Annotated in this window: 10 protein-coding genes; 4 read left to right on the forward strand and 6 right to left on the reverse strand. The window is 69.2% G+C overall.

The features are described from left to right. Positions 1–71 precede the first annotated feature (71 nt). Positions 72–2,228 carry an acyltransferase family protein gene (locus tag AC1MFI_RS16160; protein ID WP_479818155.1) on the forward strand — a complete coding sequence of 719 codons (2,157 nt, stop codon included), beginning with the start codon at positions 72–74 and terminating at the stop codon, positions 2,226–2,228. Between the two features lie 19 nt (positions 2,229–2,247). On the opposite strand, the gene AC1MFI_RS16165 is transcribed toward AC1MFI_RS16160, so the two are convergent. Continuing rightward, positions 2,248–5,256, reverse strand: a complete 3,009-nt coding sequence (locus AC1MFI_RS16165; protein ID WP_479818156.1) for a bifunctional [glutamine synthetase] adenylyltransferase/[glutamine synthetase]-adenylyl-L-tyrosine phosphorylase — start codon at positions 5,254–5,256, stop codon at positions 2,248–2,250. 40 nt (positions 5,257–5,296) lie between these two features. After that, positions 5,297–6,637 (reverse strand): type I glutamate--ammonia ligase, encoded by a 1,341-nt coding sequence (glnA, locus tag AC1MFI_RS16170; RefSeq protein WP_479820922.1) that lies wholly within the window; start codon positions 6,635–6,637, stop codon positions 5,297–5,299. A gap of 308 nt (positions 6,638–6,945) precedes the next feature. Here glnA and panB point away from each other — a divergent pair, with 308 nt between their 5' ends. After that, on the forward strand, positions 6,946–7,821 hold the full coding sequence (gene panB, locus AC1MFI_RS16175; RefSeq protein WP_479818158.1) for a 3-methyl-2-oxobutanoate hydroxymethyltransferase: 876 nt from the start codon (positions 6,946–6,948) through the stop codon (positions 7,819–7,821). Between the two features lie 26 nt (positions 7,822–7,847). Here panB and AC1MFI_RS16180 read toward each other — a convergent pair whose 3' ends face one another. Then, the gene (locus AC1MFI_RS16180) at positions 7,848–8,009 is read right to left on the reverse strand and encodes an SPOR domain-containing protein (RefSeq protein WP_140395032.1); all 162 of its coding nucleotides are present in this window, start codon (positions 8,007–8,009) and stop codon (positions 7,848–7,850) included. Between the two features lie 98 nt (positions 8,010–8,107). On the opposite strand from AC1MFI_RS16180, the gene map reads away from it, so the two are divergent. After that, positions 8,108–8,986, forward strand: a complete 879-nt coding sequence (map, locus tag AC1MFI_RS16185; RefSeq protein ID WP_479818161.1) for a type I methionyl aminopeptidase — start codon at positions 8,108–8,110, stop codon at positions 8,984–8,986. Positions 8,987–9,066: 80 nt separating this feature from the next. Then, entirely contained in the window at positions 9,067–9,879 is an 813-nt protein-coding gene (gene ppgK, locus AC1MFI_RS16190) for a polyphosphate--glucose phosphotransferase (RefSeq protein WP_479818163.1), read from the forward strand. 142 nt (positions 9,880–10,021) lie between these two features. On the opposite strand, the gene nrdR is transcribed toward ppgK, so the two are convergent. From nrdR to AC1MFI_RS16205, 3 genes are all read right to left on the reverse strand, one after another. Then, on the reverse strand, positions 10,022–10,519 hold the full coding sequence (gene nrdR, locus AC1MFI_RS16195) for a transcriptional regulator NrdR (protein WP_479818166.1): 498 nt from the start codon (positions 10,517–10,519) through the stop codon (positions 10,022–10,024). 96 nt (positions 10,520–10,615) lie between these two features. Then, entirely contained in the window at positions 10,616–11,992 is a 1,377-nt protein-coding gene (gene hisD, locus AC1MFI_RS16200) for a histidinol dehydrogenase (protein WP_479818168.1), read from the reverse strand. Positions 11,993–12,041: 49 nt separating this feature from the next. Beyond that, complete coding sequence (locus tag AC1MFI_RS16205) at positions 12,042–12,569, reverse strand: hypothetical protein (RefSeq protein WP_479818170.1); 528 nt, start codon at positions 12,567–12,569, stop codon at positions 12,042–12,044. Between the last annotated feature and the right edge of the window lie 50 nt (positions 12,570–12,619).

The raw sequence follows: 12,619 nt of genomic DNA on the forward strand, positions 1-12,619 counted from the left end.
CCGCATATGTCCTTGATCAACGTCACCGAACCTGGGCTGAATGTTCCTCTTGCGGCTCCTCAGGAGAACCGATGACAGTTACCCAGGACGCTGCCGCACGCCGGAGTCGGCTGCGGGCCGGCGGAGCCCGCACCGGCACGACGAAGGGCGGAGCGCCGCGCAAGGATATCCAGGCACTGCGCGCCCTCGCCGTCGCCTTCGTCGTGGCCAATCATGCCGCGCCGGGCCTGCTGCCGGGCGGGTACGTGGGCGTGGACATCTTCTTCGTCATCTCCGGGTACCTCATCACCAAACATCTTCTCGGCGAGCTCGAGCGCACCGGACGGATACGTCTCGGTTCGTTCTATGCGCGCCGGGCGGCCCGGCTCCTTCCCGCCGCCCTCCTCGTCTCCGTCGTCTCACTCGTCGCTGCGTGGATCGTGATGCCCTTCACGCGGTGGGCCGGTATCGCACAGGAGACACTCGCCGCCAACTTCTACGTCGAGAACTGGGTCCTGGCGCTCAAGTCCGTCGACTATTCGGCGCACACCGAATCCGCGTCGACGATGCAGCACTACTGGTCGCTGTCGGTCGAAGAGCAGTTCTACCTCGTCTGGCCCCTCCTCCTCGTCGTCGTCTTCACCCTCGCCGTCCGCCGTCGCCTTCGGCACCGCGCGCTGCTCACGGTGGTACTCGGCCTGGTGTTCCTGCTCTCGCTGCTCTTCTGCGTCTACCTCACGTACACCAGCAGGAGCGCAGCCTACTTCGTGACGCCGGGTCGGGCGTGGGAGTTCGCCGCGGGGGCGCTCATCGCCCTCGGTGCACGGAAGAGCGACAGAACCCGACCCGTCCCCACGAGGCTCGCGCTCGTCGGCATGGCGCAGTGCGTGGGTTATGGCCTCATCCTCTTCTCGGCGGTCTCCTTCACCGACCGGACACTGTTCCCGGGCTATCTGGCGCTCGTCCCCGTGGTGGGTACGGTCCTCATCATCACCGCGGGCCCGGAGCATCCTTCCTGGTCACCCAACTCGGTCCTCGCGGTACGTCCGGTGCAGCACCTCGGTGATGTCTCCTATTCCCTCTACCTGTGGCATTGGCCGGCCCTGCTCCTCGTGCCGGCCGTCCTCGGACGGGAGCTCCGGCCGTTCGACACGGTGCTCCTCCTGGTGGGGACGGTCGTGCTCGCTTCCCTGAGCAAGGTCGTCGTCGAGGACCCCGCGAGGACGACACTCTTGGCCCGCTACGGCACCCGCAGGGTCATGGTCGTCCTGCTGTCGGTCATGCTCGCGATGATCCTCGCCGCCATCGCGATGACCGCCTCCGCAGGCGCTGCAGGAAACCGCCAGCAGGCGGCGCTCGATGCGATGTCGGGTGGTCCGTGCTTCGGCGCGAAGAGCCTTTCCAACCCGGACTGCAGTGATGCTTTCGGACCACCGGCGCTCGCGAACGTCGGGCCGGACGAAGCGCCCTGGTTCACCGTTGAGGAATGCGCTGAAGCCGAGGACCCGATCGTGGTCAGTGGCGGTGCCCGCCTGAGTACCTGCGACTTCGCCGGCGGGGGGCCCGCAACCGCCGATGTCTGGTTCGTGGGCGACTCGCACGCGGAACAATGGAAGACCGCCCTCTACGCGCTGGCGAGGGAATCCTCATGGCACGTTCAGGAGAGCCTTGTCGGCGGTTGTCCCTACGTCGGCGTTCGTCGGACGGAGTTCGACGGAAAGCCGACCGACGCGCCGTCGCAGGAGGCCTGCCTCGGCTGGAGCCAGGAAGTCTCCGACCGCATCATTGCGGAGAAACCGGACACGGTGTTCGTCTCGGCATTCGGCGCGCGCGAGGTGATCGACGACGGGTCGGGTCGGGACCAGGCCAGCCAGTACCGGGATGCTTTCGCCGCCCGCATCAGCCCCTGGGTCGACGCCGGTGTGCGCGTCCATGTCCTGCGTGACACACCCCTCACGCAGGGCACGATGGGCCCGGCGTGCCTCACCCACAATGCCTCCTCGCCCCTGGCGTGCTCCCTGCCGTCACATGAGGCGCTCGCGGGCGATCCCCTCGCCGATGCCGCCGTGGCCCTGGATTCGCCCATGGTGACGGTCCTCGACCTGCAGGACCAGTTCTGCCCGGACGGGCGTTGCTATTCCGCGATCGGCGGCGTGCACGTCTACTTCGACTCCAACCATGTGACCAGCACCTTCATGCGGTCCCTGTCGCCGATCCTCGCCGAACGCCTCGCTGCGGCCGAGGGGTGACGGGCAGGGCCGGGAAGACCTAGTACCCGTAGAAGTGCCGCTCGAAGATGGCCCGGCTGCGTCGCGTCATCCGCAAGTAGTCCTCCTCCAGTTCCGAGCCGCTGCCCGGTCCGTACCCGCACCACCGGGCCACCGCCTCCAGGTCCCGCCGCGGGGAGGGCAGCACGTCCGAACCGCGACCGCTCCAGATCACGATCGCCGCACGGATCCGCGTCGTCAGGCTCCAGCTGTCGCGCAGCAGAGCCGCATCCTCGACCGGAAGGAGGCCTTCAGCGGCGATGACGTCCAGGGCCGCGAGCGTGGACTGCACCCGCAGGGCCGGTATCGCCCGGGCGTGCTGCAGCTGGAGGAGCTGGACCAGCCACTCGACGTCGCTGAGGGCGCCCCGCCCGAGCTTGAGGTGCCGCGACGGATCGGCCCCGCGCGGGAGCCGCTCGGACTCGACCCGGGCCTTGATGCGCCGTATCTCCCGGACGTCGGATTCACCGAGCTGCTGCGGATAGCGCACGGGATCGATGACGTCGAGGAACTCGGCCGCCAGCCCGTCGTCGCCCGCCAAGGGCCGTGCGCGCAGGAGCGCCTGCGCCTCCCAGACGAGGGACCAGCGCCGGTAGTACTCGCGGTAGGAGTCGATGGACCGCACCATGGCTCCCTGCTTGCCCTCCGGCCGGAGTGCCGCATCGATCTCCAGCACCCGTTCGGCGAGCACCGGTGGCTTGCACGGCTGGGTGAGCAGGGCCGACAACCGGGCGACGATCGCTTCGGCCTGCTTCTGTGCGGCCGCCTCGTCCACGCCCGGCAGGGGACGATGGACGTAGATGACGTCGGCATCCGAGCCGTAGGTGATCTCGCGGCCGCCCTGCCGGCCCATCGCCATGACGACGACGTCGGTGAGCTGATCCTCCTGCCCGAACACCTGTTTCTCCGCGACGTGCAGCGCGCCGAGGACCGCCGCGCGGTCCGCGTCGGCCAGGGCCTCCCCCACCTCCGCCTGCGAGATCAGGCTGGAGCTGTCGGCGATGGCGATGCGCAGCAGTTCTCGACGCCGTATGAGCCGGATCAGCCGGATGGCCTCGCCCGGCTCGGGATGCCGGCTCATCTTGGACCGGATCTCCTGCCACTGATCGTCGAAACTCACGGGCACCAGGGCCGTGTCGGAACCGAGCCACTGGGTCGACTCCGGCGAGACCTCGAGCAGGTCCGTGATGAAGCGGCTGCTCGAGAGGACGGCGCAGAGCCGCTCTGCGGCGGCATTGGAGTCACGCAGCATGCCCAGGTACCAGTGGCTCTCGCCGAGGGATTCGCTGAGGCGGCGGAACCCGAGGAGGCCGGCGTCGGGATCGACGCCGTCGGCGAACCAGCCCAAGAGGATGGGCAGGAGCTGCCTCTGCAGCATCGCCCGCCGTCGCAGGCCGCCGGTGAGGGCCTCGATGTGGCGCAGGGCACCGCGCGGGTCCTGGTAGCCGAGGGCGGCGAGCCGGGCCTGGGCGGCCTCGGCCGTCAGCTGGATGTCCTCGGGCTGGAGCGTCGCCGCAGTGTTGAGCAGGGGGCGGTAGAAGATCGACTCGTGGAGCCGTTTCACCAGCCGCCGGGTGCGCTGCCACTGGTCGTGGAGGCTCTGGGCGCTCGGGCGGACGGTGACCATGCATCCTTCGGACGATCTCGCCAGCGCCCGCAGTGCGGTCTCGTCCTCCGGCATGAGGTGTGTCCGGCGCATCTGCATGAGCTGGATCCGGTGCTCGAGGACCCGCAGGTAGCGGTAGGAGTCATCGAGGTCCAGGGCGTCCGAACGGCCGATGTAGCCGGCGGCGCTCAGTGCTCCGATCGCCGAGACCGTGTCCCTGGCCCGCACCGACTCGTCCAGCCGGCCATGGACGAGCTGCAGCAGCTGGACGGTGAACTCGACGTCGCGCAGCCCGCCCGCTCCGAGCTTGAGCTGTCGGGCCTCCTCGTCCCTGGGGATGTTGTCGGTGACGCGGCGACGCATGGCTCGAACGGCCTCGACGAACCCTTCCCGCTGCGACGAAGCCCACACGAAGGGAGCGATGGCTTCTTCGTAGCGGCGGCCGAGCTCCGGATCCCCTGCGGCGGCCCGGGCCTTCAGCAGCGCCTGGAACTCCCAGGTCTTCGCCCACCGCTCGTAGTAGGACACGTGGGACTGCAGGGTCCGCACGAGCTGCCCGTCCTTGCCCTCCGGGCGCAGGTTCGCGTCGACCTCCCAGAGCGCCGGTTCCGGCCCCGGTGAGTAGACGCCGCGGGACACTCCGGACGCCAGGCCGGTACCGATCCGCGTGAGGGTCGTGTCGTCGAGGTCCTGGCCCTCCACCACGTACACCACGTCGACGTCGGAGATGTAGTTCAGTTCACGGGCACCGCTCTTGCCCATGGCGATGACTGCCAGCCTCACCCGCGCGACGGCGTCGGGCCCGTACACCTCGCCCAGCTCCGCCCGCGCGACGGCGAGGGACGCCTCCAGCGCCGCGGCGGCGAGGTCGGCCAGTTCACGACCGACGACGGGCAGGTAGTCGACCGGCGAGCAGTGGCACAGATCCCGCACGGCCAGGTCCGTCAGGAGCCGCCGGTAGGCCACTCTCAGACCGCAGTAGGCGTCGAGCCCCAGGACGCCTGCCACCGGGTTGTCCCCGGCAGGATCGGCGCCGACGGAGCGGAGCAGCTCCGATCTGAGATGTTCGGGCGCCACGACGGGCGGTGCGACCGGCCCCGGCCGCACGACGTCCAGGTGCTCGGGATGCCGCATGAGGAACTCGCCGAGCGCCTCGGACGCCCCCAGGAGCCTGAAGAACGGCCCCCGCCGCCCCTCGTCGGAGAACGCGTCCGAGGCGGCCTTCCGGTCCACGGCCAGCAGCCGCACGAAGGACTGCAGGGCCTGGTCCGGGTTCGCGGCCACCGCCAGTCCTCCGAAGAGGTCGTCGTCGTTCAGCCCCTGCAGCTCCGGCGCATCCAGGAAGCGCCGGCTTTTCTCGAGGTCGGTGAAGCCGTAACTGATCAGCTTGCGGTTAAGGCTCATGCGCCAACACTAGCCATCGCAGCAGGCCTGTCAGCAGGCCCTACAGGATGTTGAGGTTCCGGCGCAGCTCGTACGGGGTCACCTGGATCCGGTAGTCGTGCCACTCCGCTCGCTTGTTCCGCAGGAAGTTCTCGAAGACCTGCTCACCCAGGATGTCGGCCACGAGCTCCGAATCCTCCATGACGCGGATCGCGTCGTGGAGGCTCGCGGGCAGCGGGGCGTGCCCCATCGCACGACGCTCGGCCGGGGTCAGGCTCCAGACGTCGTCCTCGGCGGCGGGCGGCAGCTCGTAGCCCTCCTCGATCCCCTTGAGGCCGGCGCCCAGCAGCACCGAGTAGGCGAGATAGGGGTTGCTCGCGGAATCGATGCCGCGGTACTCGATGCGAGCGGACTGGCCCTTGTTGGGCTTGTAGAGCGGGACGCGGACCAGGGCGGAGCGGTTGTTATGACCCCAGGAGAGGTAGCTGGGCGCCTCTCCGCCGCCCCACAGCCGCTTGAACGAGTTGACGAACTGGTTGGTCACGGCCGTGAACTCGGGGGCGTGCCGGAGGATGCCGGCGATGAACTGGCGCGCCGTCGTCGACAACTGGAATTCGGCGCCGGCCTCGAAGAACGCATTGGTGTCGCCCTCGAACAGCGAGAAGTGCGTGTGCATGCCCGAGCCGGGGTGCTCGGAGAAGGGCTTCGGCATGAAGGTGGCGTAGCTGCCGGACGTCAGCGCGACCTCCTTGATGATCGTCCTGAACGTCATGATGTTGTCCGCGGTCTGCAGTGCGTCCGCATACCGCAGGTCGATCTCGTTCTGGCCCGGCCCGGCCTCGTGGTGGCTGAACTCGACGGAGATACCCACGGACTCGAGCATCGCCACGGCGGTCCTGCGGAAGTCCTGGGCGACGCCGCCGGGCACGTGGTCGAAGTATCCGGCGGAATCGACGGGCACGGGCTGACCGTCGATGCCGAGTTCGGCGGACTTCAGCAGGTAGAACTCGATCTCCGGGTGGGTGTAGCAGGTGAAACCCATGTCGGCGGCCTTCGCCAGGGTCTTCTTGAGCACGCCGCGCGGATCAGCGGTGGACGGCTGGCCGTCGGGCGTCAGGATGTCGCAGAACATGCGCGACGTCTGCTCCTTGTCGCCGCGCCACGGCAGGATCTGGAACGTCGTCGGATCGGGCTGGGCCAGCATGTCCGATTCATAGATCCGGGCGAGGCCCTCGATCGATGATCCGTCGAAGCCGAGACCTTCCTCGAAGGCTCCTTCCACTTCCGCGGGCGCCAGGGCGACGGACTTCAGCGAACCGACGACGTCGGTGAACCACAGGCGCACGTAACGGACGTCGCGCTCCTCGATCGTTCGCAGTACGAACTCCTGCTGCCGGTCCATGACCATCCTCATTCCTTGATTCGTCACCCGCGCCCTCTCGGGCTGCGGGCTGTCCATGCCCGACGTCGTGCGCGTCCGGCGCGCCCGCTCGGGGCACCCAGGGCGCACCCACCGTGCCGTCGGGCGCGCGTGGGCCTGCCGTCCTCACTCTACTGACCCGGACGGGCTGATCAGGCGTGGCGGCCCCGTCCATTCTGGCGTGCCGACGTTAACGCCCGGTTACGCGCCCCGCGAACGGGCGATGGGGCCCTGCCGGCTGGGCGGGACGGGGCCGGGAAGCGGCGCCGGCCGTCCGATAGTCTCGTTGCATGACTTCCGCCGAACTGCCTGCACCCTACGGAGAGGGAGCGGCCGCGGCCCCCCGCTCCGGCGCCGCCACCCCGACGCGGCCCGGGCGGATCCGGATCCACCACCTGCAGCAGGCCAAGGACCAGGGCAGGCACTTCGCGATGCTGACGGCGTACGACCAGTACGCGGCCCAGGTCTTCGACGAGGCAGGCATCGAGCTGCTCCTCGTGGGCGATTCGGCCGCCAACAACGTGCTGGGGCATGCCACGACCCTGCCGATCAGCCTGGACGAGATGATCCTGTTCAGTCGGGCGGTGAGCACGGCGGCGAAGCGTGCGCTCGTGGTGGCGGACCTCCCCTTCGGCAGCTACGAGGTCTCCCCCCAGCAGGCCGTGGAGTCCTCGGTCCGCCTCCTCAAGGAGGGCCTGGTGCAGGCGGTCAAGATGGAGGGAGGCGCGGACTACGCGGACACCGTGCGTGCCCTCGTCCGTGCCGGGATCCCGGTCATGGCGCACATCGGCTTCACGCCGCAGAGCGAACACGCCCTCGGCGGCTACCGGGTCCAGGGCCGGGGTGACGCCTCCCGGCGCATCGTGGACGACGCCGTCGCGCTGGCGGACGCGGGCGCGTTCTGCATCCTGATGGAGATGGTCCCCGGTGAGACGGCGAACGCGGTGGATGCCGCCGTTCGGGTCCCGACCATCGGCATCGGCGCGGGGCCGGGCACGACGGGGCAGGTCCTCGTCTGGCAGGACATGGCCGGGCTGCGCGGCGGCAGGCAGGCCACCTTCGTCAAGCAGTACGCCGATGTGCGGGCGATCCTCTCGGGCGCTGCCCGGGCCTATGCGGACGACGTGCGGGACGGCACGTTCCCGGGCCCGGAGCACACCTTCTAGCCGGCCGGCACCCGCCCGGACGTGCCCTAGTCGTCGTCCTTGTCCCAGGCGTCGTTGCGCTGCTGGACCTTCTCGAGGGCCTTCTCCGCCTCGGCCCGTGTGGCGTACGGACCGATCAGCTGGGACCAGTCCGACTGCCGGTCCTCTTCGACCTCGTGCGTGCGCACATTGAACCAGTACTCCGTCATGACGACCTCCTAGATCGGGGACAGGGCCGGTGTCACCGGCCGATCACGGCGTCGCCGCCTTTCGGCCGCCCACCGGAGCCCGCTATAGGATCAAGGGTATGCCCCAGTCTTCCGCCACCGCTCCCCTCGGGACCCTGACCCCCGGCACCGTCTCGCCCCAGCGACCCGTTCCCCCGGGCATCACCCGACCTGAATACGTGGGCCGTAAGGCGCCGGCGCCGTTCACCGGATCCGAGGTGAAGACCCCGGAGACGATCGAGAAGATCCGGATCGCCAGCAGGATCGCGGCCTCCGCCATCGTGGAGGTCGGCAGGCACGCGGAGCCCGGGGTCACGACCGACCAGCTGGACCGCATCGGCCACGAATTCCTGCTCGACCACGGCGCCTACCCCTCGACCCTGGGCTACCGGGGCTTTCCCAAGTCGCTGTGCTCCTCGCTCAACGAGGTCATCTGCCACGGTATCCCCGACTCGACGGTCGTCCAGGACGGCGACATCCTGAACATCGACATCACCGCCTACAAGGACGGCGTCCACGGCGACACGAACTACACGTTCTGCATCGGCGACGTCGACGATGAGTCCCGCCTGCTCGTCGAACGCACGCAGGAGTCCCTGAACCGCGCCGTCCGCGCCGTGGCGCCCGGCCGCGAGATCAACGTCATAGGACGCGCCATCGAGTCCTACGCGAAGCGCTTCGGTTATGGTGTTGTCCGTGACTTCACCGGGCACGGCGTCGGGGAAGCGTTCCACACGGGCCTGATCATCCCGCACTACGACGCCGCTCCCGCCTACAACCGCGTCATCGAGGCGGGGATGGTCTTCACCATCGAGCCGATGCTGACGCTCGGGACCATCGACTGGACCATGTGGGGGGATGACTGGACCGTCGTCACGAAGGACCGGAAGAGGACAGCGCAGTTCGAGCACACACTCGTTGTCACCGACCGCGGCGCGGAGATCCTGACCCTGCCCTGAAGCAGCCGCCCGCGGACCCTTACCGCACACTGCACCACCCCGATCCCGGCTCGCGCCGGCCCACACTTCGACGGAGAATCATGCCCAAGGACACCGACAAGAAGAAATCGAAGAAGATTCCCACCACCGTCATCGGTATCGACATCGGCGGTACCGGCATCAAGGGCGGCATCGTCGACCTGGACAAGGGTGTCATCATCGGCGAGCGGTACCGCATCCCGACGCCGAAGCCCGCCACGCCGGAAGCCGTGGCCGACGTCGTCGCGCAGATCGTCACCGAACTGTCGTCGCGTCCCGAAGGACCCCCCGCCGAGGTGCCGGTGGGGGTCACGTTCCCCGCCATCATCCAGCACGGGGTCGCGCGTTCTGCAGCGAACGTGGACAAGAGCTGGGTCGATACCGACGTCGATGCCCTGTTCACGCAGGTGCTCGGTCGTGACGTCCACGTGATCAACGATGCCGATGCCGCCGGCCTCGCCGAAGTCCGCTACGGCGCCGGCAAGGGGAAGATGGGCACCGTCCTGGTCATCACCCTCGGCACGGGCATCGGCTCGGCCTTCATCTTCGACGGCAAGCTCGTGCCCAATGCCGAACTCGGCCACCTCGAGATCGACGGGCACGACGCCGAGACCAGGGCCTCGGCCGTCGCCCGCGAACGCGACGGCATCGACTGGGACGAGTACGCCGTCCGCCTCCAGCGCTACTTCTCGCACGTGGAGTTCCTCTTCTCGCCCGAGCTGTTCATCGTGGGCGGCGGCATCTCGAAGCGGAGCAGCGAGTACCTGCCGTCGCTGCAGCTGCGCACCCCCATCATCCCGGCGCAGCTGAAGAATCACGCCGGCATCGTGGGCGCGGCCCTGCAGGCGGCGCTGCTGTTCACGCCGAAGGCCTGAGCCCCCCGACACAGAAGCCCGGTACGGATCGGATCCGTACCGGGCTTCCGCGTTCCCGGGCACCGGCCACGCTGGTGCGGACGGTGGAACCGGTGGTGGCGTCGGCTTCCCCTCCGCAGCCACCACCGGGGTCTTCTGGGCGCTAGTGCGCCGTCAACGGCCGCTGCGCCCCGGCGGGCACCCGCTCGTTGTCCTTCGCCTGCCGGCGGAGGGTCTCTATGGCTTCCTCGAAGTCCTCGAGCGATTCGAAGCCCTGGTACACGCTCGCGAAGCGCAGGTAGGCGATCTGGTCCAGCTTCCGCAGCGGTCCGAGGATGGCGAGCCCCACCTCGTGGGCATCGATCTCCGCCACGCCACTCGCCCGGACGTTCTCCTCGACCTCCTGAGCCAGGAGCGCGAGGTCGTCCTCGGTCACGGGCCGGCCCTGGCAGGCCTTGCGGACGCCGTTGATGATCTTCGTCCGGCTGAAGGGTTCGCCCGCGCCCGAGCGCTTGACGACGCTCAGGCTCGTGGTCTCCACGGTGCTGAAACGACGGCCGCACTGGGGGCACTGGCGGCGCCGGCGGATCGCTGACCCATCATCCGCGAGGCGACTGTCGACGACCCGGGAGTCGGGGTTACGGCAGTACGGACAGTACATCGCTACCCCTCCGCCTCGAAAACGATCGTCGCACCCAGTTTAGAACTACATATGGTGAAACAACAACACTGTAATTACCAGATGTAGTGGCTGGGATCATTCCATGGCCCCGGCCGGCGGGCCCTGGAACCGTGCCGCGACGGCCTCGCCGTGCGCCGGCAGGTTCTCCGCCTGCGAGAGGGAGACGATGGACGACGCCACCTCGTGCAGCGCGGCACGATCGTAGTCGACGAGCTGCATCGCTCGCAGGAAGGTGGTGACGTTGAGCCCGGAGGCGAAGGCCGCCGTCCCGCTCGTGGGCAGGACGTGGTTGGATCCGGCGCAGTAGTCCCCGAGACTGACGGGACTGTACGCACCGACGAAGACGGCACCCGCGGTGCGGATCCGGCCTGCCACGGTGCGGGCATCAGCCGTCTGGATCTCGAGGTGTTCCGCCGCATAGGCATCGCACACCGCGATACCGTGCTCGATGTCGTCGACCAGGATCACCCCTGACTGCGGGCCGGACAGAGCCGTCCGCACCCGATCGGCGTGGCGCGTCGCACCTGCGCGCACCTCCAGGGCCTCGACGACGGCGGCGGCGAGTTCCGCCGAATCCGTCACGAGCACCGACGCCGCCTGGGGATCGTGCTCGGCCTGGCTCACGAGGTCGGCCGCGACGAGCTCGGCGTCCGCCGTGGAATCGGCGAGGACGGCGATCTCGGTGGTGCCGGCCTCGGAATCGATGCCGACCTTCCCCCGGACCAGGCGCTTGGCGGTCGCCACGAACACGTTGCCCGGCCCCGTGACGACGTTGACGGGGTCGATATTACGGCCGGATCCCGACGGGTCCGGGATGCCGTACGCCAGGGCCGCGACCGCCTGCGCGCCACCCATGGCGTACACCTCGGTGATCCCGAGCATCGCTGCCGCCGCGAGGATGACGGGGTGCGGCCAGCCACCGAACTCCTTCTGGGGCGGCGAGGCGAGGGCGATGGAGCCGACCCCGGCGGCCTGCGCCGGCACGACGTTCATCACCACGGACGACGGGTAGACGGCCAGCCCGCCGGGAACGTAGAGACCCACACGGTCCACGGCGATCCACTTGTGCGTGAGGAGGGCGCCGGGCGCCACCTCCACCTCGACGTCCGCGGGAACCTGCGCCTGCGCGAAGATGCGCGCACGCCGGATGGCCTCCTGCAGGGCCTCGCGGACGTCGTCGTCGAGCCCCGCTGCAGCAGCCTCGATGACGTGCTCCGGCACCCGCGGGTGTTCCTGCTCCACGCCGTCGAACCGCCGGGCGAGCTCGCCCAGCGCCTCGAACCCGCGCGCGCGGACGTCGTCGATGATCGCCTGGACGGCGGCCTCCGAGGACTGGGCACTGGCCGCCGCCCTCGGCATCGCGTTCTTAAGGTCCCCCGGGGACAGGGTCCGCCCCCGGAGATCGATGGTGCGGAAGCCGATGGTCGGGGAGGTGCTGGGCGCTGGAGTCACCCTCGAAGTCTATCGGGAGCGCTGCAGGAAGGTTGCTGCCGCGGAGGCATCAGGTCCTGCGACGCGCCAGCCCGATGAGGGCGGTGGCGAAGATGATCACCGCGGCGACGGCCGGCCAGATCGCGAGGGCCCCATAGGACTGCAGCAGGAAGTCCGAACCGGGCAGGTCGTCCTGCCCGTGCGGTCCGAAGAGGTAGGCGAAGCCTTCACCGACCCCGAGGGCGAGGAGTGACCCGAGGATCGATCCCCCGATCGCGGCCAGGATGCGCGCCACCACTCCCGGCAGGTTCAGGCGGCTCGCGACGACGGCTCCCACGGCGACGCCGGCGACGAGTTCGAGCCCGGCGAGGGTGAGGTCGCGGAGCACCCATTCCGTGGCGACCTCGGGATCCCCGAAGAGGCGCCCGGTCGGGGCGAGGAGCCACCAGGCCGCTCCGAGCACGGCGCCGAGCAGGATCGTGGATCCGAGCCACCAGAACACGCCGGCCGGCGGAACCGACCGGCGGTCCTCGGCCACCGCGTAGACAGGAGGCGGGTAGTTGCTCGAACCGGTGTCCGGTTCCTGTCTGGCGCGCATGACTTCTACATTAACAAACCGCCCTGCGTCCGGGCACCGCGCCTAGGGTG

Source organism: Arthrobacter sp. BC5, from assembly GCF_056680255.1.

Bases quoted from the DNA above. Each gene is read 5' to 3' on its own strand.
- AC1MFI_RS16160 (WP_479818155.1), top strand. From the start codon at position 72: ATGACAGTTACCCAGGACGCTGCCGCACGCCGGAGTCGGCTGCGGGCC.
- AC1MFI_RS16165 (WP_479818156.1), bottom strand. From the start codon at position 5,256: ATGAGCCTTAACCGCAAGCTGATCAGTTACGGCTTCACCGACCTCGAG.
- glnA (WP_479820922.1), bottom strand. From the start codon at position 6,637: ATGGACCGGCAGCAGGAGTTCGTACTGCGAACGATCGAGGAGCGCGAC.
- panB (WP_479818158.1), top strand. From the start codon at position 6,946: ATGACTTCCGCCGAACTGCCTGCACCCTACGGAGAGGGAGCGGCCGCG.
- AC1MFI_RS16180 (WP_140395032.1), bottom strand. From the start codon at position 8,009: ATGACGGAGTACTGGTTCAATGTGCGCACGCACGAGGTCGAAGAGGAC.
- map (WP_479818161.1), top strand. From the start codon at position 8,108: ATGCCCCAGTCTTCCGCCACCGCTCCCCTCGGGACCCTGACCCCCGGC.
- ppgK (WP_479818163.1), top strand. From the start codon at position 9,067: ATGCCCAAGGACACCGACAAGAAGAAATCGAAGAAGATTCCCACCACC.
- nrdR (WP_479818166.1), bottom strand. From the start codon at position 10,519: ATGTACTGTCCGTACTGCCGTAACCCCGACTCCCGGGTCGTCGACAGT.
- AC1MFI_RS16205 (WP_479818170.1), bottom strand. From the start codon at position 12,569: ATGCGCGCCAGACAGGAACCGGACACCGGTTCGAGCAACTACCCGCCT.